We start from the raw sequence: 23,605 nt of genomic DNA, 5'->3' as shown, positions 1-23,605 counted from the left end.
GAGTGGGCGGATGCCCGGGAGTCGTTAGGCCGACTTCTCGCGACGGGCGGGCCGGCGCGGCACGATGGTCGGCGCTGCATTGTCGATGACGGCCTCGCGGGTGACGATCACGCGTTGCACGTCGTCGTCGCTCGGCACGTCGAACATGATGGGCCCGAGCACCTCTTCGAGGATCGCGCGCAGGCCGCGAGCGCCGGTCTGGCGCAGCACCGCGAGGTCGGCGATGGCGTCGAGCGCCTCTTGTGAGAACTCGAGTTCGACGCCGTCGATTTCGAACATGCGCTGGTACTGCTTAATCAGCGCGTTGCGCGGAGTGGTCAGGATGTCGATGAGCGCGTCTCGGTCGAGGGGCGACACGGTCGTGACGACGGGAAGGCGCCCGATAAATTCGGGGATCAGCCCGAACTTGTGGAGGTCTTCGGGTAGCACCTCGCTGAACAGGTCGAGCTCTTTCGACTTGTCGTGCAAGGGTGCACCGAAGCCGATGCCGCGCTTGCCGGCCCGCTGGCTGATGATGTCTTCGAGGCCGGCGAAGGCGCCCGCAACGATGAACAGCACGTTCGTCGTGTCGATCTGAATGAACTCTTGGTGGGGATGCTTGCGCCCGCCCTGCGGGGGAACGCTCGCCACCGTGCCCTCAAGAATCTTCAGCAGCGCCTGTTGCACGCCCTCACCCGACACGTCGCGGGTGATCGACGGGTTTTCGGCCTTGCGGGCGATCTTGTCGACCTCGTCGATGTAGATGATGCCCGTCTCGGCACGCTTGACGTCGTAGTCGGCGGCCTGGATGAGCTTCAAGAGAATGTTCTCGACGTCTTCACCGACGTAACCCGCCTCGGTGAGGGCGGTGGCGTCGGCGACGGCGAACGGTACGTTGAGGCGCTTCGCCAGCGTCTGGGCGAGGTAGGTCTTGCCACACCCGGTCGGGCCGATGAGCAAAATATTGCTCTTCGCGATCTCGACGTCGTCGGCCTTCTGGTCGGCCGGCTGAATCGTCTGCCCGGCGCGAATGCGCTTGTAGTGGTTGTAGACGGCCACCGACAGTGCGCGCTTTGCTGCCTCCTGGCCGATGACATATTCGCCGAGGAAGGAGTAGATCTCGCGCGGCTTCGGCAGCTCGAAGTCGGCAGACGCCGCCTCGCCCGATTCTGCGAGGCGCTCTTCGATGATCTCGTTGCAGAGCTCGACGCACTCGTCGCAGATGTAGACGCCCGGGCCCGCGATCAGCTGCTGCACCTGCTTTTGGCTCTTGCCGCAGAACGAGCACTTGAGCAGGTCGGCGCTCTCACCAATTCGAGCCATGAGCGCCTCCCTTCCGTACCGCGAACGGTGTGGGTCGAGCCTAACCCCCAGCGCGGACGTTCGCGCACGCGCTCTCCCCCGGGCGCGTCGCCCGAACATAAACACGAAGCGACGAGACCGACCAAACCTGGCGGGCGACAGCCGCGAATCACTCGCAGGGACACGCACAGCGCGTGACCTACGCTGAGAGGGCGATGATGATCGACGAACGTATGCGAGCCCGGCGCCTTCGCGTCGCATCGTCTGCAGTTGTCGCCGTCGTTGCCATCACCGCAGCCGCGACTGCCCACGGTCTGGCCGGCGGGGGCATCGCCTCCGCGCCCGCACTTGTGGCCGCACTTCTCGTCGGCGTCCCCCTCGGGATGCTCGTCATCGGTCGCCGACTGACGGCCGGTCGAGCGGCCGCCGGCGTCCTCATCGACCAGGCGATCTTCCACGGCCTGTTCTCCTTCTTCGGACACGCCGGTTCGCCCACCCCCTCGGGGGGACACGCTCACCACGGTGTGGCGGGGATCGCTATTGACGCTCCCCCAGCCATCGCCGCGCTGAGCGCCGCGCCCATGCTTGCCTCCCACGCCGGTGCGGCGGTCGTTGCGTTCGCCACCCTCATGTACGGGCGCGCCGCGATCGTACGCGCACTCGCCAGCGTCGCCCACAGCATCCTGATCGTGTTCGGTGCCACGCCGATCGCGCTGGCAGCTCCGTCGACCCGTCCCGCGCATCCCGCCGCAGCTCACCGACCGGCACCTTCAGCCGTCGCCGTCGCCGTCCATCCGAGGCGCGGCCCTCCGACCTCTCTCGTCACCTCCACCCGCACGGTCTCCCTCTGAGGCCGCGGGTGGCGAGCGCTCGCGCTGCGAGCGGTCGCCCGCGAACGCGCGCGTCGCGCGTTCGCCCCTACCGACGAGAAAGGTTTCACCATGTCCACTGTTCGTTCCTCTACTCCCGCTCGCGCATCCCGTCTCGGAATGGCGACCGCGGCCGTGTTCGCCGGAGCAGGGCTCGCCCTCGCGGCGCCGCTATCCGCCAGCGCCCATGTCTCGGCAAGCGCCACATCGACCGCCGCAGGCTCGTACACGGTTGTCGCGTTCTCGGTTCCTCATGGCTGTGAGGCATCACCCACCGAGGTCGTGACGATCTCGATGCCCGAGTCGGTGCCATCGGTCACGCCGACGGTGAACCCCAACTGGAGTGTCGAGAAGCAGTTCGAGGATGCCGCCGACCCGAACCGGGTCACGGCCGTCGTCTACACGGCGATCGCCGAGCCGCTCGCCGCCGATCTGCGCGACGTGTTCGAGCTATCGTTCCGGGTGCCGGACGACGCGGAAGGGGAGAGCCTCGAATTCCCCACCGTGCAGACCTGCACCGAGGGCACTGCTGAGTGGGTGGGCGACGACGTCCCCGCCTTCACCGTGACGGCTGCGACCGGCGACGCCCACGGACACGGTGCCAGCGAAACCGGCGCGGCGACCGATGACGACGTTTTCGCGCGCGTGGTCGGAGGGGGCGGTCTGGCGCTCGGCGCTGGCGCTCTGGGCGTGAGCCTGTGGAGCGTCCGCCGTCGCGCGACGGCGTAGCACCCGATTCGGAGGTGGTCGAAAGGTCTCACACCGGGGCCTTCGACCGCCTCCCCTACCGTGTTTGTTTACCAAGGAGGCACTTTCGTGACGTACTCACGCACCACATCACCCCGCACACGCACTCCACGGCGATCTCGCTCGCTCGCCGCGACCGCGATTGCCGCCGCGGGCCTACTGGCTCTCGCGCCGGCGCTGCCCGCGACCGCCCACAACTTCGTCGTGTCGACAAACCCCGGAGAGGGCGCAACCGTCACCCTCCCGCCGGAGCGTTTCGAGATTCTCACCAACGAGAACCTGCTCGACATCGCCGGCGACGCCACCGGCTTCGCGCTGCAGGTCACCGATGAACAAGGACTGTTCTATGGCGACGGATGCCTCGTCGTCGACGGCGTCGGCATGAGCATGGGTGCCTGGCTCGGCGACACCGGCACCTACACCGTGTCGTATCAGTTCATCTCGGCCGACAGCCACACCCTGTCGGGCACCTACCAGTTCGACTACCAACCGGATCCCGCCGCGACCATCACGCCGGGCAGCGAGGCGCCGCTCGTGTGTGGCGACCCCGCGCCCGGCAGCGAGCCAGAGGCGACCCCCGAGCCCGAGGTCGTCGAACCAGGGGCGACCGTGGAGCCGACGCCTGAGCCCGGCGAAACGGACTCCCCCGCGACCGACGATGCGTCCGCCACCACGAGCATCCCCACGGGCCTTGCCGTCGGCATCGGCCTTGGCGTACTCGCGCTGGTTGCCGCGACCGTCGGCGGCATTGTGTACGCGCGCCGCCGCCGCGCGTAACGGTCTCTGACGACGCGAGCCCCGCATCCACTATTCGGATGCGGGGCTCGCGTTCGTAGCGAAGCGCTAGCTGGCCGTCAGCGCCGGCTGCGTCTTGCGGCTCGTGAGCACCTGGTCGATGAGGCCGTACTCGAGCGCCTCCTGCGCGATGAGGATCTTGTCGCGGTCGATGTCTTTGTGCACTTCCTCGATTGACTTGTTCGAGTGCTTCGACAGCGTCTCTTCCAGCCATTCGCGCAGGCGCGCGATCTCTTTGGCCTGAATCTCGATGTCGGAGGCCTGGCCGCGACCCGCGTCACCCGTGGCGGGCTGGTGGATCAGCACGCGGGCGTTCGGCAGCGCGAGACGCTTGCCGGGCGAGCCAGCGGCGAGCAGCACGGCCGCGGCCGATGCGGCCTGGCCGAGCACAACCGTCTGAATCTGCGGGCGGATGTACTGCATCGTGTCGTAGATCGCCGTCATCGCGGTGAACGAGCCACCGGGCGAGTTGATGTACATCACGATGTCGCGCTCGGGGTCTTGGCTTTCGAGCACGAGCAGCTGGGCCATGACGTCGTCGGCGCTCGCGTCATCGACCTGCACGCCGAGGAAGACGATGCGGTCTTCGAACAGCTTCGCGTACGGGTCTTGGCGCTTGTAGCCGTAGGCGGTGCGCTCTTCGAAGCTCGGCAGGATGTAGCGGCTCTGCGGCATGAGGTGCGCGGGAATTCCGGCGGTGGGCATCTGCATGATCAGTCCTTTATGTCTCTTCTGTACCGGCCGGGTTACTTCGCGTGCTCGGTGCCGCCGCCGCCGACGACATCGCTCGCCGAGGCGCGGATGTGGTCGACGAAGCCGTACTCGAGCGCCTCGTCGGCGGTGAACCAGCGGTCGCGGTCGCCGTCTTCCATGACCTGCTCGACCGTCTTGCCGGTCGCGTCGGCCGTGATCGCGGCGAGGCGACGCTTCATGTCGTTGATGAGCGCGGCCTGCGTCTGGATGTCGCTGGAAGTACCGCCGAAGCCGCCGTGCGGCTGGTGCAGCAGCACGCGCGCGTTCGGCGTGATGTACCGCTTGCCCTTCGTGCCGGCCGTGAGCAGCAACTGCCCCATGGAGGCGGCCATGCCGATACCGACGGTGACGATGTCGTTCGGCACAAACTGCATCGTGTCGTAGATGGCCATGCCCGCCGTGATCGAGCCACCGGGCGAGTTGATGTAGAGGTAGATGTCCTTCTCGGGGTCTTCGGCCGCGAGCAAGAGCAGCTTCGCCGCGATCTCGTTGGCGTTCTCGTCGCGCACCTCCGAGCCGAGCCAGATGATGCGGTCTTTCAGCAGCTTGTCGAAGACGTTGTTGGGCAGTGCCGGTTCGGCCATTGAGAAAGCTCCTTGGGGTCGTCTCTGTGCAACCGAATCTACGCGACCGCTATGCCCCTGCCCGGCCGTGTTCGCCATGGGCAGAGCGGGTGTCGGCTGGTCTTCAGGAAACGACGACGGGCCCGCACCCTGGACGGATGCGGGCCCGGTCGATTCGGGATGCACGGGGCACCCCGATCGCGGAACGCTTAGTGGTCGTGACCCTCGTGCGCGTCGTTGTCGCCCTCGACGACGCCGTCGCCGACCGGAGCGGTCGCCGCGGCAGTAAAGCGCGACAGGTCGACGGCGTTGCCGGCGGTGTCGACGACGGTCACCTTGCTGAGCGCGACAGACAGCGCCTTCGAGCGGGCGACCTCGCCGACCATGCCGGGGATCTGGCCGTTCTGGTCGAGGATCTTGATGAACTCGCCCGGCTCCATGTTGTACTGCTGCGCGCCCTGGATGAGGAACTGGGTCAGCTCGTCCTGGCTGACCTTCACCTCCTCCTTCTCGGCGAGCGCGTCGAGCAGGATCTGCGTCGTGAAGGTCTTGCGGGTCGAGACCTGAACCTCGGCTCGGTGCTCGTCGTCCTCCAGACGGTTCTCGTTCTCGAGGTGACGGTGCACCTCATCCTCGATGAGCGTGTCGGGCACGGGAATCTCGACCTGGCCGAGCATCCACTCGAGCAGCTTCTCGCGCGCCTCGGCGCCCTGACCGAACGACTTGCGCTGAGCGAGTTGCTCGCGAATGTCGTCCTTCAGCTCGCCGATCGTGTCGAACTGGCTCGCAATCTGCGCGAAGTCGTCGTCGGCCTCGGGAAGCTCGCGCTCCTTCACCGACTGCACGGTCACCTCGATCTGAGCCGTCTCGCCCTCGTGGTCGCCGCCGAGCAGCTTCGACTCGAAGGTGGTCGACTCGCCGGCGGTCAGCGTGTCGACCGCCTCGTCGATGCCGTCGATCAGCTCGCCCGAGCCGACCTCGTACGAAATGGAGTTGGCACTGTCAACGGTGTTGCCGCCGACGGTCGCGACCAGGTCGAGCTGCACGAAGTCGCCCTTGCTGGCCGGACGGTCAACGGTGACGAGCGTGCCGAAGCGCGTGCGCAGGTTCTCGAGCTCGGCGTCGACCTCCTCGTCGGTGACCTCGGCCGCCTCGACGGTGACCGTCTCGTTCTCGTACGCCGGCAGGTCGAAGTCGGGGCGAACATCTACCTCGACGGTGACCTCGAGGTCGCCCGAGAAGTCTTTCTCGTTCGGCCAGGCGGTCACGTCGGCCGATGGGCGACCGAGGGCGCGGATGCCCTGCTCGGTGACCGCGGCGCGGTAGAAGCCGTCGAGGCCCTCGCTGACGGCGTGGTTCAGCACCTCGGCGCGGCCGACGCGCTGGTCGATGATGGGCGGCGGCACCTTGCCCTTGCGGAAGCCGGGAATCGTGACCGACTCGGCGATGTGCTTGTACGCGTGCTCGATGCTGGGCTTCAGCTCATCGGGGGTAACCGTGATGACGAGCTTCGCGCGCGTCGGGCTGAGCTTCTCGACCGTGGACTGGACCAAAGGGGATCTCCTGGGTGTGTGGACGTGTTGGGGCCTGGTCGGGGCGACAGGATTTGAACCTGCGGCCTCCCGCTCCCAAAGCGGGCGCTCTACCAAGCTGAGCTACGCCCCGCGACCGTGACCGTGACCATGCGCGCGTCACGACGAACGGTCGCGGACGAAAAATGGCCGTAGCGAGTCTAGCCGAGTTGCCGCGTGCGACCGCCGACCGTGGTTCTGGGTGCGCTACGCTGGTGCACTGCGCGGGTTCGCACGCCCGCCGCGGGGATGTAGCTCAATGGTAGAGCCTCAGTCTTCCAAACTGATGGTGCGGGTTCGATTCCCGTCATCCCCTCCAGATATGACGTCTTAGGCGCTCCGCCGCACTGCGACAACCGTGATGTCGTCGGCGATGCCAGGAAGACGCGACAGCCCCAGAACCGCATCGACCGCATCCTGTGCACTTTCCGCCGTCGCCACGAGCGCTGCAACATCCGCGAGCGGATCGGCAGAGTCGGGAAACGCGTCGAGGGCTCCATCGCTGATGCTCAGCAGGACGTCGCTCGCTCCCAGTGTCGCTCGCGAGTCGAGCCACACCTCGTCCTCGTCGACGCCAAGGGGCAGGCTCGTGCTGGCCAATCGCTCGTAGCCGCCGCCGGTTCGAACGATGAGCGTCAGCCCGTGGCCGGCGTCGGCATACTCCACGACCCCCGTCACCGTGTCGATCCGAGCGTGCACGACGGTGGCAAAGGTGGAGGCGCGTTCCAACTGGTCCGCTACCGCGCGTGCCGACCGAGTGAGCACGGCGCCGGGTGATGCGGTCGGCGGCTGCAGCCGGATCGCCATCTGGAGCGAGGCCGCCATCACGCCCGCTCCCAGGCCCTTGCCCATCACATCACCCAGGGTGATCGACAGTGCGCCTGACTGCGTCGACCAGCTGAAGAAGTCCCCGCCGACGTCGCGGCTAGGAAGGCACGCTCCGGCTACCTGCCATCCCTCGACGGCGGGAGGCTGATCGGGCAGCAGAGCCCGTTGCATCTCGGCCGCGCGCTGCAATTCTTCTTCCTCGGCGCGGGCGAGGCGCAGAGAGTCAGTGATGTCGAGGAACTGCAGAGAGTAGCGGCGGTCGTCGTCGTCCCCCGCGCCTCTGTCGGGGTCGAGCAGCGGAGACACCGTGGTCTCGAGGATGCGCTCGTCGAGCGTGGTGAGCCGCGCGAGCCCGCCGAGGGAGGCGGCCTGCTCAGAGAGGTCGGCGGCGATCGCGGCGAGAGCGGCGACACTCTCGCGTTCGAAGATCGCCTCGACCGGTCTCTCCTCCGAGCCAAAGCTGAGCCGGGCCGCGTCGTTGATGGCCGTCACCGACCACTGGCCGCCGCGAAGTCGCAAATCGGCGAAGCCCGTAAGGGATGCGGCAATCGCGGCCGACGAGAGTCGGAGCACGCGGCGCTGGCTACCAGCGAGGGCGAGCACGGCGAGAATCACGACACCCGAGGAGAGCACGAAGAGCTCCACCATGAAGGCGCTGAGCTGCGACTGCACCCCGTCAACGGAGATGAGGCCACCCGTTTCCTCGCCGAATTCGGACACGACGAGCATGACAACGAGGAACTGCACGATCACGATGCGACCGCTGAACCGCGCGGCGCCCCACACGAGCGGCCCGAGAAGCAGGAATGCCAGCGGCAGACCGATGGATGCGGCGGCCGCGATCACCGCGATGGTTCCGATAACGCTCACCACCTGCAGGACGAATTCGCGCTCGCGCCCCCTGAGAGACGTGCGGCCGTGATCAAAGAACAGGGGCGTTACGACGATGACCCCGATGATGTGGGCAAGAACGCTCGTCTGTAGGTACTCGACGACCGCATCCAGCGATACCTGCGTCGCGATCGCGGCTGAGGCGATCACCGTGAGGACGGCCGCGCCCGCCACGGCGGCGAGGAGCAGTCGCGCGAGATCGGATACCCGCGACACGTGCAGCGCACGCTCGCGACCGCCCCGCAGAATCAGCGCGACGACCGCAACTTCGAGGCCAGCGGCCACGCCGAAAGGAATGGCCAGCTCGGGTGGTCGACCGGCCGAGAACTGCACCACGAGGAATACCGCGGTGAGGATCAGCAGCGCGACGGGGACCGCTCGCCGCGGAGCCCGGATCACCAATCCGACGGCGATACCCACGGCTGGCCACCAGATCGCCCACTCAATCCCGGTGGGGCGGAAGAGAATGGCGGGCAAGCTCACCAGGTACACCGTCACGACGCCCGCCGCGAAGAAGAGCCACCCGAGGCTTGGTCGCTCGGCCAGGAGGCGGGTCAGCGATACCCTCATCGGCGGTGAGCCGTTGTGCGCGGCGAGGGTCATGGGTCGAGCCTGTCAGACGAGCGGATTATTTGCGCCCGGCGCGCGCGGCGCCCGCATCCTCCCGACCGTGAGACCGAGAGGATGCGGGCGCGATGTCACCGCGTCAGCGGTCGTACTGCAGGTCCTCCTCGGTACCGCCTGGCTCCTCGATCGGCATGATGCCGTACTCGATGGGCTCGGGAAGGGCGATAACTCCCTCGACCAGTGACACCACCGCCGCGAACCAGCCGTCCGGCATCTCCACGGCGTACCCGGGGACCAGCCACGCGTTGCCGTCCGCATCCCACATGAGCAGCAGCGTCGACTCCGCGGCGTCCACCGTGACGGTGACGACCTCCGGCTCGGGCAGCGGCTCGGGTTCTGGCACGGGCATCGGTTCAGGCGCCGGTTCCGGCTGGGGCAGGGGCTCTGCACCGTCGTCTCCCGGCTCTACTGTCACGGGCGGGCCGCCGGGCTCACCCGGAAGCGGCTCCGCCGATCCGTCACCCAGATCCGGGGCGACGAGCTCCTCGCTTGGCTCCTGGGGCTCGACGAGCTCTACCTCGCTGCGTGCCATTCCGCTGGATGCCGAGGCGTCCGCCGCAATGAATGCCATGTCGCCCTGGTAGTCGGGGCCCGGCGCGGCGCTCCAGCGCCAGTCATCCAGTCGGTCCACCGCGTCGCGCGCGGACACCGTACCGAATGAGCCGCGATCGACGACCTCGATGGAGTGTCCACTCGCCCACTGAATGTCGCCGGTCGGCGCCCACGAAACGGCCCATTCCAGGGCGGTGCGCTGTCCGTTCACGACAAGGTGCCCCGTGGCGGTCGTCTGCCAGTCGTCTTCCCACAGGGTGATGGCGGCGGGATCGATCGTGAGCCCTCCGGCGGCGAAGATCTCGGCGGCGAGCGACTGCGCCTCGGAGCCTGTCGGCGCGAGGCTGGGCTGCGGCGGGTTCTCGACGTAGGGCAATGGGTTGGAGTACCACCAGTTACCCGTGCCGATCCAGCTGAGGGTGACAACGGGCGCGCTGCCATCTTCTGGCCCCACGACGTAGCTGGGATAGGTCTCGTCGTACCACTCCGAACGTTCGGGGCTACCCCCGACGCCGAACTGCGCTGCGACGGCGCGGAGGACGTCATCCGGCGTTCCCGTTCGCTGAAGCTGGTACACCGCTCCGGTTCCTCCGGAGCCGGACAACCCGTCGCCCGCGACGTACTCGTACTGAACCCAGGGCATGGGCATGGAGTCGAAGCTGGTGGCAGCTTCGGCGCCGGCGATGCGGGAATCCCCGCCGGACGCGGCGACAAACAGGGGCGGCTGTGTGCCGGTGAGGGAACCGCCGATGACGAGCGCGCCGACCGAGACGGCGGCGACCGCGGTGAGGGACCCCGCGGCGACCTGCGCCACTCGGCCGCGGTTGACCATGCGCGGGGCTCTGCGGCCCGGTGCGCCGGTGACGATGTCGCTCGAGAGGTCGGGGGCGCCGACCGCGAGCGAACGCGTGAGACGGCCGTCGAGATCGTCCTGATTGTTGTTCATACCCTGTCTACGTCATGAGCAGGGCAGATCTTTCACGCGGTGTCAGATTTTTCTGCCAGCGCTGCGGCGAGCCGGGCCCGGGCACGATGCAGCCGGATACTCGCAGCATTCGCGCTTATCCCCAGCGCGATGCCCACATCCTGAGCGCCAAGGCCTTCCACGACGCCGAGCGCGAGTATCTCGCGGTCACGGGCGGACAACTGCCTCCACGCATCGGCGAGCGCCGCATCCGCGACGACGATGTCCTCCGCCGATGGTGCAGAATCCTGCGTCGTCAATCGCGCTAGCAGCGAGGTACGCGAGGCGAGGCGACGACGGTGGTTGGCAACCGTGAAGGAGGCGATGCGGTAAAGCCAGGGCAATTCCTCTCCCGGCGTCACGCTGTCGCGCTTTCGCCACGCGATGGCGAAGACGTCAGCGGCGAGATCCTCGACCTGGTCGCGGTCGACGCGTCGCGCGAGGTACGCGCTGATCGGCCTCAGATACTCGGAGTACACCGCGACGAAGGGGTCAGACTCGGCAGGCACAGGGTCATTGTGCTCCCGGTCGGCGGCGGAGACCCGCCGCGACACGTTCCGACAGTCCCGGTTCTCCACAGGCCGCCATCCCCCACAGCGACACGACGAATGCTGAGTTCTGGTCGCGCACAGCGCTAGCGTGTGGCGGTATGGACAGCGTCAGCGCGAGCCCACCCGATCCGGCCGACGTCGCCGCCGCGGGTGTCGTGGTCTTCCCCCGGAGCCCTCTCGACCTTCGTACGACCACCCAGTGCCCCGCCTGCCTCCAGCCATTGCGCTCGGTCGTGTGCACCTCGTGTGGGCTCGATCTGCGGCATCCCGCGGCCGCTGACTTAGCCGCGGTGTCGGCATCGATCGCCGACGCGCTCGATACGCGGCTCGGCCTGATCGGCCGTATCCGACGCGAAACCCGCGGCAGTGCCGCACCGGCGCCACCACAGCCCTCTCCGGTCGTAGTTCCGTGGCAGGCGCCGACACCGGCGTCCGAGCCGTCGCCCGCGCGCCACGGCCGGTCCGGAATCCAGATCGCTCTCATCGTCATCGGCATCTCCCTCTTAAGCGTGTTCGCGGTGTTCGGCGTCGTCTATGCCTTCGTCGCGTACGGCATGGGTGTCCGCACGCTCATCATCGGGGCCGCGACTCTCGCCACGATCGTCGCGGCGACTGTCGTCGCGCGGCGGGGGCTCAGCTCGACGGCAGAGGGGCTCGCTGCCCTCGGCTCTGTCGTTCTCGTGCTGGACGCGTGGGCGGTCCGTCAGACCGACGCATTCGGGCTCGGGGGAACCGACTCGGTGACGTACTGGGGGTGGGCTCTCACCTCCGTGGCCGTGGTCGCCGGAACCTGGGCGTGGCTGGGTCGGCACCGCAGCCCGCTTCTGCTCGCAACCATCGCCGCACCGATCGGCGCCGCGCTGATCGCTGTCGAGGCGACCTCGGCGTTGGTCTCTGGAGCGGACGCGGTGATCGCGTCTCTCACGGCGTCGGCCGTCGCTGTCGTGGTCGCCGTCCTCGGCGCCCGTGCTCTGGCCGAGACGCACAGCGCCGTTGTGCGCGTCGCCGTGTCGGTGATCAGCACAGCGGTCGTGCCGCTGACAGCACTTCCCCTGCTCGTCGGCATCAGCCAGCTCGTGAACGAGGGGTGGTGGTGGGCGGTCGCCGCGGGGGTCGCGCACCTCGCAATCGCCATCGGCGCCATCCTCGTGATCGGATCGATGCCGACGACGAGCCCGGACCGCACCAACTCCCCCTACGGCGCTGTCGTCGCGGCGCTCGCGACCCTCAGCATGGTGGTGGCGCTCGCTCTGGCCGCGGAGTCGGTGCGTGACGACCACGTGCTCCTCGCTGTCGCCCTGCTCGCCCCCGTCAGCCTCGCGCTCTGTGCGGACGTTGCGGCCCCTCGGATGCGGCGTCGTGTCTCCGCGCTCCCGGTGTATTCCGCCGCGATCGCCGCCGCTGTCGCCGCGGGACTCGTCGCGCTTGCGGTGGCGAGTCTTCCCCTCGAGAGCGTCATCCGCGCGATGACGTGGGGCCTGTTCGAGGCAGCCGCAGCCCCCAGCACCGCCGTGGGGTCGGGAAACCCGCTCATCCCGACGGCGCTCGGAGTGCTCGCTGCGGCCCTGCTGGCCGCCGGCATCGTGTGGTGGCGCACCGGCACTCTCGCGCGGGCGGGGCGCGCGCCAGCGCTCGCAGCAGGTACCGCGACGACCGTCCTCCTTTCCGTCAGCCTCGCGCCCACGTGGGCGATCTCGATGGTTGGGGTGTCCACCGCGGCGATTGGCGCGGCGACGCTCCTTGCACTCTTCCCCGCCCGCCCCACGGACGACGGTGCCGCGCGCTCGGCGCGAATCACACTTGCCATCGTTGCCGTGGGCGCAGCTCTGATCGCCTCCGCCCTCGGATTCGCGGTCGACGGCGCCTGGGTGCTCGGTGTCGCGGTCGCCGTGATGACGGTGTCGGTGGGGGTGGCCGCAACGTCATCGCATCTCGCTCGCGGAATCGCCTACGCCGTCGCGAGTCTGCTCATCGTGGCAACGGGGCCCGTGCTTGCCGGAGATCTCGCGCCCCTCATCGGTGTGACGGCACCGGCCGCGGTGACGCTCGCGCTCTGCGGCCTGCTGATCGGTGCGAGCGGGCTGGTCACCGTGCGCCTCTCCGACGCGCGCGCGCTTCTCGCGACGACGCTCCCGGTCGCCATCCTCGCCGCAGCCCTCGTGATGGATGCGGCGGACCCGGCTGTGGCGGTCGCGGCAAGTGTCGCCGCGCTTCTCATCGTGCTCGGCCTGTCGGTGCGACTGCACCGCCGCGACACGGCCGCGGACGCCTGGCTTATCGGCGCTCTCCTGCCCGGTGCGGTGGTAATTCTCGCGGATCGCTCGACCGCCGCGATTGCGCTGAGTGCCGACCTCATTATGTCCGGGGAAGACCGGGCGCTCGTCGCGGTCGCCGCTGCCACGGTGACCGCTGTCGTGGCTCTCGGCACCACAGCCGGCCGGACGCGCGCCTCGATCGATGCCGGGGCCGGTGCGATCATTGCCGTGGCGCTCGCCGTCGCCGCGGCCACCGGACCAAGCTCGATCATCCTCCTGGTCGCCGGCGTCGCAACGCTCACCGTGAGCATCAGCCGCGACGGGCTCCTCTCGTCGCGCAGCGCTCGCCGCTATGTCGGCTGGGTGGCGCTCGCGCTCGGCATTGCCGCCCTGTGGCGGCTGCTCACAGAGCAGGCGGTCACCGAACTCGAGTGGTACGTCCTCCCCATCTCCGCGGCTCTGCTCAGCGTTGCCGCACTGCTGAGCCGCGTCCCCGCCGAACGGGCTCTGCTCGGCCCGCTGTCCGGGCCTGCGCTGCTCGTCGCATCCGCACTCGGCATCTCGGCGCTGCCACTCGCCGCCGCGAGCGGAGACGCCCACCCGTTGAGGGGCGTCATCGTCGGTGTCATCGCCACGCTCATCGTTCTCGGTGTTCTGATCGGGCGTGTGCGGTCCGATGGGCGGTGGGGCGGTCGCGCACCCGGCCTGCTCGTCGTCGGTGTTCTCGCGCAGGTGCTCCTTGCGGGGAGTGCGACCTGGGCCGTTCTCACTGCGGCGCGGGACGGCATGCCGGTTCCCCTACTGCAGCTTGTCGGCATTGTCACGGTCATCATGTTGGTCGGTACTGCCGCCGCTGCGTGGGCCAGTGCGCCGCGCACAGCCGGGCGCGTGCGGTCCCGCAGTCATGGGGCCACAACGGCCCTCACCGCGGGGGGCGCCGCCATCGTGGCACTCCTTCTGGGCGTCGGGGGCGCCGTCGAGGCCGTGGAACTGCTCGCGCTGCCCCTCGCACTCGGCCTGCTCGTCATCGGCACGCTCGAACTGGAGCTGCGGAACGCGGCCCGCAGCCTGGGGTGGCTGACACCGGGGCTTACCGCCTTGCTCGTTCCGAGCTTCGTTGCTGTGTCCATCGACCCCGAGCTCTGGCGAGTTGTGGCGGTCGGCCTCGGTGCGACCGCGGTGTTCATCGGCGGGGTCGCACGCCGCCTGCAAGCACCCTTTGTCGTGGGCGGCGCCATCGTGATGATCCACCTCCTCGTGCAGACGTGGCCGCTTCTGGAGCAGGTCGGTCGGGCGGTCGAATGGTGGTTGTGGCTCGGCATCGCCGGCGTCATCGTGGTCGCGGTGGCCGCCCGCTATGAGCAGCGCGTGCAGAATCTCACCACAGCCGTCCGGCACATCGCCCAGCTTCGCTGACCGGTCGCCCGACACAGTCTGAGTGAGGACTGCAAGATGTATGCACGTCCCAGGTCAGGCGAATACCGTAGACGGAGTTCCGCCCACCGGCGAAACGCATCACCGACAGGAAAGAGGACGCCATGACCGACGTCGCCGCCGCCCCCGAACAGACCACCGATGCCGACATGATCTCGGGCGTCTCGCAATACCTCGCTCCCGTGGTGATCAACTTGACGGCCCTCGCCCTCGAGGGCAAGCAGGCGCACTGGCACGTGCGCGGCAGCAACTTCCAGGCCGTGCACGAACTGCTCGACACGCTCGTCGATCACGCCCGCGAATACAGCGACCAGGCCGCCGAACGCATCGCGGCCCTCGGGCTCCCGCTCGACGCGCGCGCCGCGACGGTGGCCAAAGAAACCACCGTGCCGCCCGTGCGCGCCGGGTTCCAGCAGACCGACCTACTGATCGCCGACATCATCGCCGGCATCGACGCGTCGCTCGTCACCCTGCGCGCCGCCATCAAGGGGCTCGAAGAACTCGACGAGGTGAGCCAAGACATCGCCATCGCGATCACCAACGGACTCGAGCAGGACCGCTGGTTCCTGTTCTCGCACATCGCCGAATAGGCGACGCGCGACAGCGCCATCGACGCCGCTGCGGCCTTAGGCCGTGGCGGCGTCGCGCTGCGCGGCGACGGCGGGCCCGAAGGTGGGGCGGCCCGCCATCAGAGTGTGCGCGACCGGCATCGATCGCAGCTCGCGAGCATCCATCTGGAGCGGGTCCGCATCGATGAGAACGAGGTCGGCGTGCTCGCCCGCGGCGACACGTGAACGCGTCGAGGCGGCGAGTGCTTCCGCCACCGTAATCGCCTGCTCACCATGGAATGGCGCGCGCTCGTCACGGGTTCGCGCGGTCGCGGCCGAGATCGCGATCCAGGGGTCAAGAGGTGCGACCGGCGCGTCCGAGCCGAGCACCACGTGAGCACCCGAGTCGATCAGGTCGCGCAAGGGGAACGCGCGGTGCGTGCGGCCCGGCCAGTAGCGTTCGGCGACATCGCGGTCATCCATCGCGTGCTCGGGTTGCACGCTCGCCGTGACGCCGAGTGCGGCGAAGCGGGGCAGATCGCTGCGCCGAACCAGCTGAGCGTGCTCGATGCGGCCGCCGTGGCCGAGGCGCGCGAACGCGTCCAGTGCGAGACGATTGGCGGCGTCGCCGATCGCGTGAATCGCGAGGCGGAACCCCGCCGCGTGCCCCCGCGCCATGAGCGGCTGCAGATCGCACGGCGGAACCGTCAGCAGGCCGTAGGCGTGCTCCGTCGCATCCGGGTACGGGTCGCAGCAGTAGGCGGTCCGGGTGTTGAGCGAGCCATCGGTGATGACCTTGAGCGGGCCGACCGACACCTCGCCGGCAACCGGCAGGCCGCTACGCAGACGCTGAGCGATCGCGCGGTCGAGGTGCTGGGGGTAGACGCCAAACTCGACGCGCAGGGCGTCGAATCCGCCGCCGACCCGGCGCATCCAGTCGTCGAGATTCCACCGCATCTCCAGGTCGACGATGCCCACCACGCCGCGAGCGGCCGCGTCGGCAGCCGCCTCCCGCACCCACTCGTCGATGACCGTGTCACTGGCGGAATCGAGGGTGCGAGTGACGGCGAACGCCGCCTCCTCACGCAGCAGCCCGTCGCCGCTCTCGACGCCGAAGCGCACCATGGCGGCCGAGTTCAGCCACACGGAGTGCACGTCAGCGCTGATGAGCACGAGCGCACGGTCGGCGACGACCGCGTCGAGCACGGAGGCCGTCGGGGTGTCGGGCCAGAGCCCGTCGCGGAAACCGACGCCGACGATGACGTCGTCGGCGTCCGTGCGGCTGGCGAGAGCGCTGCGCACGATGGCGGCGGCCTCGGCAGCCGACTCGGCCTCGCCGACATCGATGCGGCGCCGCGACTGCGCCCACTGGGTCATGTGCACGTGCTCGTCCCACAGTCCCGGCAGCACGAAGCGGCCGTCCGCGTCGATCACGTCGGGCCCGGTACTGATGTCGAGCGCACCGGCTGGCGCGACGGCCGAGATGATGCCGTCGCGCAGCACGAGGTCGACCGGGTCGTGACCGCCGAGAGGGCGGGCGTTACGAACGGCGCGGATCATGCACCCTCCTCATTTCGCGGGCGAGCCCGTCGTGCGCGTACGGTCCGTCACCCTCGAGCTCGTCGATGATGCGGTCGACGACCTCGGCCGGTTTGTTCTGGCTGAGCTTCCGTCGAGCGTCGATGCGGGTGACCCGCAGTCTGAGCCCGACCGTTCCCCGGGCGACCCTCCGAGAATACTCCTCGTCGAGCGCGAGGCTTCGTGCGCTCTCCCCCACGAGCCGCTCGAAGTGGTCGGTGAGGTGGGCGAGCACACGGAAGTTCTCGGCATCGTCGAGAATTTCGGGCACGCCGTACAGGTGAGTGGTCACGTGATTCCAGGTCGGGATGTTGTCGCCCGGCGCGTACCAGCTGGGTGAGACGTAGCCATGCGGACCCTGCACGATCACGAGCACTTCGCTTTCCCCGAGCCGGTGCAGCTGCTCGTCGGGGCGGCCCACGTGACTGAGGAGCACGATCTCATCCCCCGTACTCGCCTCCTCGTCGAGAAGGAACGGGTAGTGCGAGGCGACGATGCCGTGATCGGGCACGTGCGACACGATCGTCGCCCACGGGTTCTCGCGCACGAGCCGTCGCACCTCGTCGCGGTCCTCAAGCAGGTAGTGCGGTGTGTGACGCATGGCGGCCCCTATCGCTGGCAGGTCGGGCAGTAGTAGAGCTTGCGGGCGGCGGCCATTTCCAGAACGATGTGCGTTCCGCAGACGCGGCACGGCAAGCCTTCTCGCTTGTAGACCCAGTGCCGGTCGGCCCGGCTGCGCAGCGCTCGCGCGCGCGCCTCCTCGTCGAGGTCGTCCATCGTGAGCATCTGACCCGTGTCGACCCCCACTCCGAGCAGGTAGCGCCAGTCGCGCCAGAGGTCGCGCACGGTCTCGTCGCTCAACTGCGAACCCGGGATGTGCGGATCAAGGCGCGCTCGGAACAAGATCTCCGCGCGGTACACGTTGCCGATGCCGCTCACCACCGACTGGTCCATGAGCAGCAGCCCGATCGGGGTGCGACGCTTCCGGACGCGCTCGACCATGCGCTCTTCGCCCTCATCAGGGTCGTCGACCAGGGGGTCGGGCCCGAGCTGGTTGATCACCTGCTGCACCTGGGCTGCGTCGATGACCTCGCACGCGGTCGGACCGCGCAGGTCGGCGACGGCCGTCTCCGTGAGCAGCCGCGCCCGCACCTGCCCGACGGGTTCCGGCGGGAAACCCTCGAGCGTTTCCGTTTCGGTCTCTTGCTCAGCCATGCGCAGACGGGTACGACGGGGGGCGCCGATCGACGCGAGCGAGTCTTCGTGCTCGCCGACGACGGTGTCGTCGGCGGCCCCGCGCATCCCGGTCTGCCCCATGCGACCGCGCGACGCGCGCGTGGTGGCGTCACGGCTCACCGCGCCGCCGAAATCCCACGCGCCGTAGATGCCGAGGTGGACGCGGAGGTACAGCGCCTCGTCGAACTCGAGGAACAGCTGCTTGCCGACGGCGCGCGACTGCGTCATGGTGCGCCCGTCGATCAATGCCGCACCCTCGGCGAAGCGCCCCTGCGGCGACGACGCGGCAACCGTCTCACCGACGAAGTGACGCTCGAACTGCCGCGCGATGCGATGGACAGAGTGACCCTCGGGCACGTCGGCTAGTGCAATTCGTGGCCGGTGATCTGACCGGTCGTCTCGTATTCGCCAAGCTGGCCGATGCGACGCACGTGCCGCTCTTCGCCGGGGAACGGGGTCTGGATGAAGATGTCGATGAAGCGCAGCGCCTCGTCGACCGCGTGCTGGCGGGCGCCGATCGCGATGACGTTGGCGTCGTTGTGCTCGCGCGACAGCACGGCGGTGGCCTCATTCCAGACGAGGGCGGCGCGGATTCCCTCGACCTTGTTGGCCGCCATCTGCTCGCCGTTGCCCGAACCGCCGAAGACGATGCCAAGCGACTCGACGCCGGCCTCGCGATCGCGCGCGACGGCGCGGGCGGCGTTGATGCAGAAGGCGGGATAGTCGTCGGCCGGGTCGTAGTCGACCGGGCCGTGGTCGATGACCTCGTGGCCCTGACTCGCCACGTGCTGCTGCACCGTGCGGCTGAATTCGAGTCCGGCATGGTCGGTGGCAACGTGGATGCGCATACCCACAATTCTAGGCGCGGGCCGAAAGACCCTGGCGCGGCGTGCGCCGTCTGCGACAGGGTGGATCTGGCGGCGCAGACCGCGCCCACCCACCCCCTGTCGAAGGAGACACGATCCCCATGACACGCACAATTGTCGTCACAGGAGCAGCAAGCGGAATCGGGAAGGCAACGGCCGACCTGCTCACCGCACGCGGAGACACGGTGATCGGGGTGGACCTCGACGGCACCGACATCAGTGCCGACCTCACCACTCACGAGGGGCGCGACCACATGGTCGCTCGCGTCCGTGAGCTGTCGGGGGGAACGATCGACGGCGTCGTGGCAAACGCGGGACTTGCCCGCGAGCTGCCGGCGACGGTCGGCGTGAACTACTTCGGCGCGTTGGCAACGCTGGAGGGACTACGCCCTCTACTCGCCAGTTCTGACTCGCCGCGGGCCGTCGCCACGGCCTCAATGGCCTCGCTGTTCCCCATTGACGACGAGCTGCTCGACGCGATGCTCGCCCACGACGAGCCGGCCGCGTTGCACCGCGCGCAGGAGCTCATCGACGCGGGCACGGCCTCGACCATCTACGGCACGACAAAGCGGGCGCTTGCGCTGTGGATTCGCCGAAATGCGGCCAGCGCCGAGTGGGCCGGAGCGGGCATCCCCCTCAACGCCGTCGCGCCGGGCGTCATGCGTACCCCGATGACCGAGAACATGATCGCGACCCCCGAGGCCGAGAAGCAGCTGCTCGAGATGGTGCCGATGCCCCTGAACGGCGTCGGCACGCCCGAGACGGTCGCGCACCTGATCGGCTACCTGACGAGCGTCGAGAACACGCACCTGTGCGGTCAGGTCGTCTTCATCGACGGCGGCAGCGACGTCGTCATTCGCGGCGACTCGACCTGGTAGGCCGGATGCGCGCGGTCGGCTGATCGAGGATCAGGCGATGTAAATCTTGCGGAGCGTCTCGTGGACCTCCCACTCGGTCTCTTCACCGTCCTCGAGTCGGCCGACACTGCCGGCAACGAGCTCGGTCTCACTGCCGTCGTCGCGGCGCAAGATCGCCCGCCCCTTCAGCACGATGAAGACCTCGTCGACCTCGACGTCGGTGACGGTGCCTGGGGTGATCTCCCAGACGCCGATCTCCCAATCGTCGACCTCGGTCAGCGCCGCCACGCCGGTGGTGGGCGAGCCGTCGATCACCTGGTCGGCGTCGACGGGCTCGTGCTCGAGCGGCAGCTCGAGGGCCTGCAGCACCGTGGCTGCGTCGAGGGGCAATTCGCTCACGAGTCGAAGCCTAGGCCGACAGCATCCAAGGTGCGAAGGAAAAGATTGCGACGACCCTCGTTGTGGTCGGCGCGGTCGAGTGCCCAGCGCACCGACTGCACGGCGGGGAACGTCGCCGGCTCGGGTGGGAAGGGCAGTGGCAAGTCGCGCACGGCCTTCAGCGACGTGCGCGCCGTCGTGAGTCCCGCGAGCTGGTCGAGCATGACGTCGGCAGCGAAACGGGTGGCCGCGACGCCGAGGCCCGTGAAGCCCGCCGAGTAGGCAACGCGACCGCGATGCGCCGTGGCGTGGAATGCAAAAAAGCGGCTGGAGGTGTCGATCACGCCCGCCCAGCGGTGGGTGAAGCGCACGCCCTCCAGCTGCGGGAAGGTCGTGAAGAAGTGGCTCGCGAGACGCTCGTAACTCTCGGGCCGCTCGTCGTACTCGGGGCGAATGCGGCCACCGAAGTGGTAGATCGCGTCGTAGCCGCCCCAGAGGATGCGGTTGTCGGCCGACAGCCGGTAGTAGTGGAACTGGTTGGCCGAATCGGCGACCCCCTGACGACCGGACCAGCCGATCGAGGCGAGCTGAGCATCCGTGAGCGGTTCGGTCATGAGCACGTAGTCGTAGACCGGCACCGTGTGTAGGCGGTAGCGCTTCAGCAGCGACGGGAAGGCGTTGGTCGCGAGCGCGACGCGGCTCGCGCGGACGACTCCCCCCTCGCGCAGGCGCAGCTCGACCGCGTCGGGCTCGGCGCGCAGTTCGAGCACGGGCGACGACTCGAAGACCTCGACGCCCGCCTCGAGGCACGCGGTCAGCAGTTCGCGCGCGAGCTTGCCCGGGTGGGCGAGCGCCGTGTCGCGGGTCGACCAGAGGCCGCCCTCGTAGGTCGGCGACGCGATGTGCGCCCGCATCGCCTCGGCGTCGTAGAAGTGCTCGGTCTCGCCGTCGTGCGCCTCGGCGAGCTCAGCCACCTGGTACGGCTCGGTGGCGACGGCGAACGAGCCGACACGCTCGAAGTCGCACTGCCAGTTGCGCGCCTCGACCGTCTGCTGAATCTCGTCGAGGTTCTGCATGCCGAGGCGGTCGAGCGTCTCGAGTTCGTCGGGGTAGCGGGCCTCACCGTTCTTCTCGCCGTGGGTGAGGCTCGCCTCGACGAAGCCGCCATTGCGCCCCGACGCCGCCCAGCCGATCGTCTTCCCCTCGACGAGCACCACTCGACGCTCGGGGTCGCGTTCCTTGGCGCGCAGAGCCGTCCACAGGCCCGTGTAGCCGCCACCGACGACGGCGAGGTCGGCGTGGATCCGCCGAGTGAGTCGTGGCTGCGGCTCACGAGTCGGCAGGTCGTCGAGCCAAAAGACGCTGAGACGCGAGTCGGCGAGCGCCTCGCGCACGAGCGCAGGGTCTGCGGGGCGACGTTCGAATACCGTGGAGGCCATAACCTCCAGAGTGCCAGAGGTTATCCACTTGGACAATAGATGAGGCGGGCAATGGAGCATCCTCTCGGTATCGACACGAGCATCCTGGAGACGGCGCGGCGGCCCGAGACCTCCGATGCCGACTGGGCCGCCTTCCGAGCGCGCGCCGAGCGTGAGGTGCCGCGTCTCGCCTCACTCTTCGCCCGCGTCTACGGCGATGACGCCTCCGTCGCGCGACACCTCGAGGCGCTGCTCGGCGAGCTCGCCGCGAGCTGGCAGCGGCGCCCCGCCGATCTGAAGGAACTCGATGCGGCCCGCGAGGCGGAACCCTCCTGGTTCCAGTCAAATCGGATGCTCGGCGGCGTTGCGTACGTCGACCGGTACGCGGGCGACCTCGAGGGCGTGCGCGCGCGCATCCCGTATTTCCGCGAACTCGGGCTGACGTATCTGCACCTCATGCCCCTGTTCTTGGCGCCCGAGCCGAACAGCGACGGCGGCTACGCCGTGTCGAGCTACCGGGAGGTGAATCCCGCGCTCGGCGACATGGAGCAGCTGACGCAGCTCGCCGCCGAGCTGCGGGCAAACGGCATCGCCCTCGTCGTCGACTTCATCTTCAATCACACCTCGAACGAGCACGAGTGGGCCCAGCGCGCGCTCGCGGGCGAGAAGGAGTTCGAGGACTACTACTGGATCTTCCCCGACCGCACCATGCCCGATCGGTACGAGGAGACGGTGCGCGAGATCTTCCCCGACGACCACCCCGGCTCGTTCGTGCCCGTGCCCGACGGATCGAGGCGCTGGGTGTGGGCCACCTTCCACAGCTTCCAGTGGGACCTCAACTACGCGAACCCCGCGGTGTTCCGCGCGATGGCCGGCGAGATGCTCTTCCTCGCCAACCAGGGCATCGACGTGCTGCGCATGGACGCGGTCGCCTTCATCTGGAAAAAGCTCGGCACGAGCTGCGAGTCGCTGCCCGAAGCGCACCTGCTGCTGCAGGCCTTCAACGCCGTGTGCCGCATCGCCGCTCCCGCGCTGATCTTCAAGAGCGAGGCGATCGTGCACCCCGACCAGGTGGTCGAGTACATCTCGCCGGGCGAGTGCCAGATCTCGTACAACCCCCTGCAAATGGCGCTCATCTGGAACTCGCTGGCGACGCGGGATGCACGCCTCCTGCAACAGGCGCTCGACCGGCGCCACAATCTGCCCGACGGCACCGCGTGGGTGAACTACGTGCGCAGTCACGACGACATCGGCTGGACCTTCGCCGACGAGGACGCCGCCGAGCTCGGAATCAACGGCTTCGAGCACCGGCGCTTCTTGAACAACTTCTACGTCGGGCGATTCCCCGGCAGCTTCGCCCGCGGCATCCCGTTCCAAGACAACCCGAAGACGGGCGACTGCCGCATCAGCGGGGCGACCGCGTCGCTGACGGGGCTCGAGGCGGGTGACCGCGGCGCGATCGACCGCATCGTGCTCGCCCACTCAATCGCGCTGTCGACCGGCGGCCTGCCGCTGATCTACCTGGGCGACGAGGTCGGCCAGACGAACGACTACTCGTACCGCGACGACCCCGGCAAGGCAGACGACAGCCGGTGGTCGGGGCGGCCCTTCTACCCGGAGGCGCGCTACGCCGAGCGCCACGACCCCGCGACCGACGCCGGTCGGCTCTACACGATGCTGACGGCCCTTATCGAGCTACGCCGCCGCACCCCCGAGTTCGCGGGGGGCACGCTCATCGGCTTCGACGCGAAGAACCCGCACGTGCTCGGGTATCAGCGACCGGGCGTGTACGAGGGAATGGCCACGCGCATCCTGTGCTTCGCGAACATGGCCGACCAGCCGCAGACGGTCACGGCGCTGACCCTGTCTGGTCAGCCGCCGACCGGCGTCGACCTGATCACCGGCGAGCGGCGGTCGCTGCGCACGGACCTCACGATTCCCGAACACGGCATCGTCTGGATGCGCGTGGTCGACGACCCGGCGCTTGCCTCGGTGAACGACGGGGCGGCGCTCGGGCCCGCGCACTAGGCTGGGCGGCTGTGC

The 23,605-nt window shown here is 68.7% G+C and carries 20 protein-coding genes and 2 tRNA genes; 8 read left to right on the top strand and 14 right to left on the bottom strand.

Translation table 11 applies throughout. The features are described 5' to 3' along the window. Positions 1-24: 24 nt before the first annotated feature. Positions 25-1,302, bottom strand: a complete 1,278-nt coding sequence (gene clpX / locus EV140_RS12235) for an ATP-dependent Clp protease ATP-binding subunit ClpX (RefSeq protein ID WP_130284311.1) — start codon at positions 1,300-1,302, stop codon at positions 25-27. A 197-nt stretch (positions 1,303-1,499) separates the two neighbouring features. Between clpX and EV140_RS12230 the strand changes: the two genes are divergently transcribed. The 3 genes from EV140_RS12230 (at position 1,500) to EV140_RS12220 (ending at position 3,674) form a co-directional block, all read left to right on the top strand. Continuing rightward, a complete protein-coding gene (locus EV140_RS12230; RefSeq protein ID WP_130284309.1) occupies positions 1,500-2,132 on the top strand; it encodes a hypothetical protein in 633 nt (210 codons plus the stop codon). Between the two features lie 90 nt (positions 2,133-2,222). After that, complete coding sequence (locus EV140_RS12225) at positions 2,223-2,879, top strand: DUF1775 domain-containing protein (protein WP_130284307.1); 657 nt, start codon at positions 2,223-2,225, stop codon at positions 2,877-2,879. Positions 2,880-2,966: 87 nt separating this feature from the next. Further along, complete coding sequence (locus EV140_RS12220; RefSeq protein ID WP_157985660.1) at positions 2,967-3,674, top strand: copper resistance CopC family protein; 708 nt, start codon at positions 2,967-2,969, stop codon at positions 3,672-3,674. Positions 3,675-3,740: 66 nt separating this feature from the next. On the opposite strand, the gene EV140_RS12215 is transcribed toward EV140_RS12220, so the two are convergent. From EV140_RS12215 to EV140_RS12200, 4 genes are all read right to left on the bottom strand, one after another. Further along, on the bottom strand, positions 3,741-4,403 hold the full coding sequence (locus EV140_RS12215; protein WP_130284303.1) for an ATP-dependent Clp protease proteolytic subunit: 663 nt from the start codon (positions 4,401-4,403) through the stop codon (positions 3,741-3,743). A gap of 35 nt (positions 4,404-4,438) precedes the next feature. Then, a complete protein-coding gene (locus tag EV140_RS12210) occupies positions 4,439-5,029 on the bottom strand; it encodes an ATP-dependent Clp protease proteolytic subunit (protein ID WP_096422433.1) in 591 nt (196 codons plus the stop codon). A gap of 188 nt (positions 5,030-5,217) precedes the next feature. Continuing rightward, entirely contained in the window at positions 5,218-6,561 is a 1,344-nt protein-coding gene (gene tig, locus EV140_RS12205) for a trigger factor (RefSeq protein ID WP_130284301.1), read from the bottom strand. A gap of 35 nt (positions 6,562-6,596) precedes the next feature. After that, positions 6,597-6,673, bottom strand: a tRNA-Pro gene (locus tag EV140_RS12200). Positions 6,674-6,824: 151 nt separating this feature from the next. Between EV140_RS12200 and EV140_RS12195 the strand changes: the two genes are divergently transcribed. After that, positions 6,825-6,898: transfer RNA gene (locus tag EV140_RS12195), tRNA-Gly, on the top strand. Between the two features lie 11 nt (positions 6,899-6,909). Here the strand turns inward: EV140_RS12195 and EV140_RS12190 are convergent. From EV140_RS12190 to EV140_RS12180, 3 genes are all read right to left on the bottom strand, one after another. Beyond that, on the bottom strand, positions 6,910-8,901 hold the full coding sequence (locus EV140_RS12190) for a SpoIIE family protein phosphatase (protein ID WP_130284299.1): 1,992 nt from the start codon (positions 8,899-8,901) through the stop codon (positions 6,910-6,912). 103 nt (positions 8,902-9,004) lie between these two features. Next, the gene (locus tag EV140_RS12185; protein ID WP_130284297.1) at positions 9,005-10,423 is read right to left on the bottom strand and encodes a hypothetical protein; all 1,419 of its coding nucleotides are present in this window, start codon (positions 10,421-10,423) and stop codon (positions 9,005-9,007) included. Between the two features lie 32 nt (positions 10,424-10,455). After that, complete coding sequence (locus EV140_RS12180; RefSeq protein WP_157985659.1) at positions 10,456-10,950, bottom strand: RNA polymerase sigma factor; 495 nt, start codon at positions 10,948-10,950, stop codon at positions 10,456-10,458. Between the two features lie 140 nt (positions 10,951-11,090). Here EV140_RS12180 and EV140_RS12175 point away from each other — a divergent pair, with 140 nt between their 5' ends. Both EV140_RS12175 and EV140_RS12170 read left to right on the top strand, forming a co-directional pair. Continuing rightward, on the top strand, positions 11,091-14,663 hold the full coding sequence (locus EV140_RS12175) for an SCO7613 C-terminal domain-containing membrane protein (protein ID WP_130284293.1): 3,573 nt from the start codon (positions 11,091-11,093) through the stop codon (positions 14,661-14,663). A gap of 122 nt (positions 14,664-14,785) precedes the next feature. Continuing rightward, positions 14,786-15,271, top strand: coding sequence for a Dps family protein (locus tag EV140_RS12170; RefSeq protein WP_130284291.1), 486 nt, complete (start codon positions 14,786-14,788; stop codon positions 15,269-15,271). Between the two features lie 36 nt (positions 15,272-15,307). On the opposite strand, the gene EV140_RS12165 is transcribed toward EV140_RS12170, so the two are convergent. Genes EV140_RS12165 through EV140_RS12150 form a run of 4 tightly spaced genes read right to left on the bottom strand, consistent with a single transcriptional unit; the run spans position 15,308 to position 18,891 of the window. Beyond that, positions 15,308-16,789 carry an amidohydrolase gene (locus tag EV140_RS12165; protein WP_130284289.1) on the bottom strand — a complete coding sequence of 494 codons (1,482 nt, stop codon included), beginning with the start codon at positions 16,787-16,789 and terminating at the stop codon, positions 15,308-15,310. Further along, positions 16,770-17,408 (bottom strand): FMN-binding negative transcriptional regulator, encoded by a 639-nt coding sequence (locus EV140_RS12160; RefSeq protein ID WP_130284287.1) that lies wholly within the window; start codon positions 17,406-17,408, stop codon positions 16,770-16,772. Before EV140_RS12160 ends, EV140_RS12165 begins: the two co-directional genes overlap by 20 nt. Before the next feature lie 8 nt (positions 17,409-17,416). Then, complete coding sequence (locus EV140_RS12155) at positions 17,417-18,400, bottom strand: Fpg/Nei family DNA glycosylase (RefSeq protein WP_130284285.1); 984 nt, start codon at positions 18,398-18,400, stop codon at positions 17,417-17,419. A gap of 5 nt (positions 18,401-18,405) precedes the next feature. After that, positions 18,406-18,891 (bottom strand): ribose-5-phosphate isomerase, encoded by a 486-nt coding sequence (locus tag EV140_RS12150; protein ID WP_130284283.1) that lies wholly within the window; start codon positions 18,889-18,891, stop codon positions 18,406-18,408. 119 nt (positions 18,892-19,010) lie between these two features. Between EV140_RS12150 and EV140_RS12145 the strand changes: the two genes are divergently transcribed. Further along, entirely contained in the window at positions 19,011-19,787 is a 777-nt protein-coding gene (locus EV140_RS12145; protein WP_130284281.1) for an SDR family oxidoreductase, read from the top strand. A 30-nt stretch (positions 19,788-19,817) separates the two neighbouring features. Here EV140_RS12145 and EV140_RS12140 read toward each other — a convergent pair whose 3' ends face one another. Together EV140_RS12140 and EV140_RS12135 are read right to left on the bottom strand one after the other, a co-directional pair. Continuing rightward, a complete protein-coding gene (locus tag EV140_RS12140; protein WP_241971438.1) occupies positions 19,818-20,165 on the bottom strand; it encodes a cupin domain-containing protein in 348 nt (115 codons plus the stop codon). Further along, on the bottom strand, positions 20,162-21,583 hold the full coding sequence (locus EV140_RS12135; RefSeq protein ID WP_130284279.1) for an NAD(P)/FAD-dependent oxidoreductase: 1,422 nt from the start codon (positions 21,581-21,583) through the stop codon (positions 20,162-20,164). The genes EV140_RS12140 and EV140_RS12135 overlap by 4 nt, the downstream gene beginning before the upstream one ends. 51 nt (positions 21,584-21,634) lie before the next feature. Between EV140_RS12135 and EV140_RS12130 the strand changes: the two genes are divergently transcribed. Further along, positions 21,635-23,590 (top strand): alpha-amylase family glycosyl hydrolase, encoded by a 1,956-nt coding sequence (locus EV140_RS12130; RefSeq protein WP_241971437.1) that lies wholly within the window; start codon positions 21,635-21,637, stop codon positions 23,588-23,590. The last annotated feature ends 15 nt before the right edge of the window (positions 23,591-23,605 follow it).

The organism is Microcella alkaliphila (assembly GCF_004216855.1).
GTDB lineage: Bacteria > Actinomycetota > Actinomycetes > Actinomycetales > Microbacteriaceae > Microcella > Microcella alkaliphila.
The sequence above is the reverse complement of the archived record's forward strand: the minus strand, read 5'-3'. Positions and strand labels throughout refer to the sequence as shown.

Excerpts from the sequence above, each read along its gene's own strand:
- clpX (WP_130284311.1), bottom strand. The coding sequence starts at position 1,302 with ATGGCTCGAATTGGTGAGAGCGCCGACCTGCTCAAGTGCTCGTTCTGC.
- EV140_RS12230 (WP_130284309.1), top strand. The coding sequence starts at position 1,500 with ATGATCGACGAACGTATGCGAGCCCGGCGCCTTCGCGTCGCATCGTCT.
- EV140_RS12225 (WP_130284307.1), top strand. The coding sequence starts at position 2,223 with ATGTCCACTGTTCGTTCCTCTACTCCCGCTCGCGCATCCCGTCTCGGA.
- EV140_RS12215 (WP_130284303.1), bottom strand. The coding sequence starts at position 4,403 with ATGCAGATGCCCACCGCCGGAATTCCCGCGCACCTCATGCCGCAGAGC.
- EV140_RS12210 (WP_096422433.1), bottom strand. The coding sequence starts at position 5,029 with ATGGCCGAACCGGCACTGCCCAACAACGTCTTCGACAAGCTGCTGAAA.
- EV140_RS12190 (WP_130284299.1), bottom strand. The coding sequence starts at position 8,901 with ATGACCCTCGCCGCGCACAACGGCTCACCGCCGATGAGGGTATCGCTG.
- EV140_RS12185 (WP_130284297.1), bottom strand. The coding sequence starts at position 10,423 with ATGAACAACAATCAGGACGATCTCGACGGCCGTCTCACGCGTTCGCTC.
- EV140_RS12175 (WP_130284293.1), top strand. The coding sequence starts at position 11,091 with ATGGACAGCGTCAGCGCGAGCCCACCCGATCCGGCCGACGTCGCCGCC.
- EV140_RS12170 (WP_130284291.1), top strand. The coding sequence starts at position 14,786 with ATGACCGACGTCGCCGCCGCCCCCGAACAGACCACCGATGCCGACATG.
- EV140_RS12165 (WP_130284289.1), bottom strand. The coding sequence starts at position 16,789 with ATGATCCGCGCCGTTCGTAACGCCCGCCCTCTCGGCGGTCACGACCCG.
- EV140_RS12160 (WP_130284287.1), bottom strand. The coding sequence starts at position 17,408 with ATGCGTCACACACCGCACTACCTGCTTGAGGACCGCGACGAGGTGCGA.
- EV140_RS12150 (WP_130284283.1), bottom strand. The coding sequence starts at position 18,891 with ATGCGCATCCACGTTGCCACCGACCATGCCGGACTCGAATTCAGCCGC.
- EV140_RS12145 (WP_130284281.1), top strand. The coding sequence starts at position 19,011 with ATGACACGCACAATTGTCGTCACAGGAGCAGCAAGCGGAATCGGGAAG.
- EV140_RS12135 (WP_130284279.1), bottom strand. The coding sequence starts at position 21,583 with ATGGCCTCCACGGTATTCGAACGTCGCCCCGCAGACCCTGCGCTCGTG.
- EV140_RS12130 (WP_241971437.1), top strand. The coding sequence starts at position 21,635 with ATGGAGCATCCTCTCGGTATCGACACGAGCATCCTGGAGACGGCGCGG.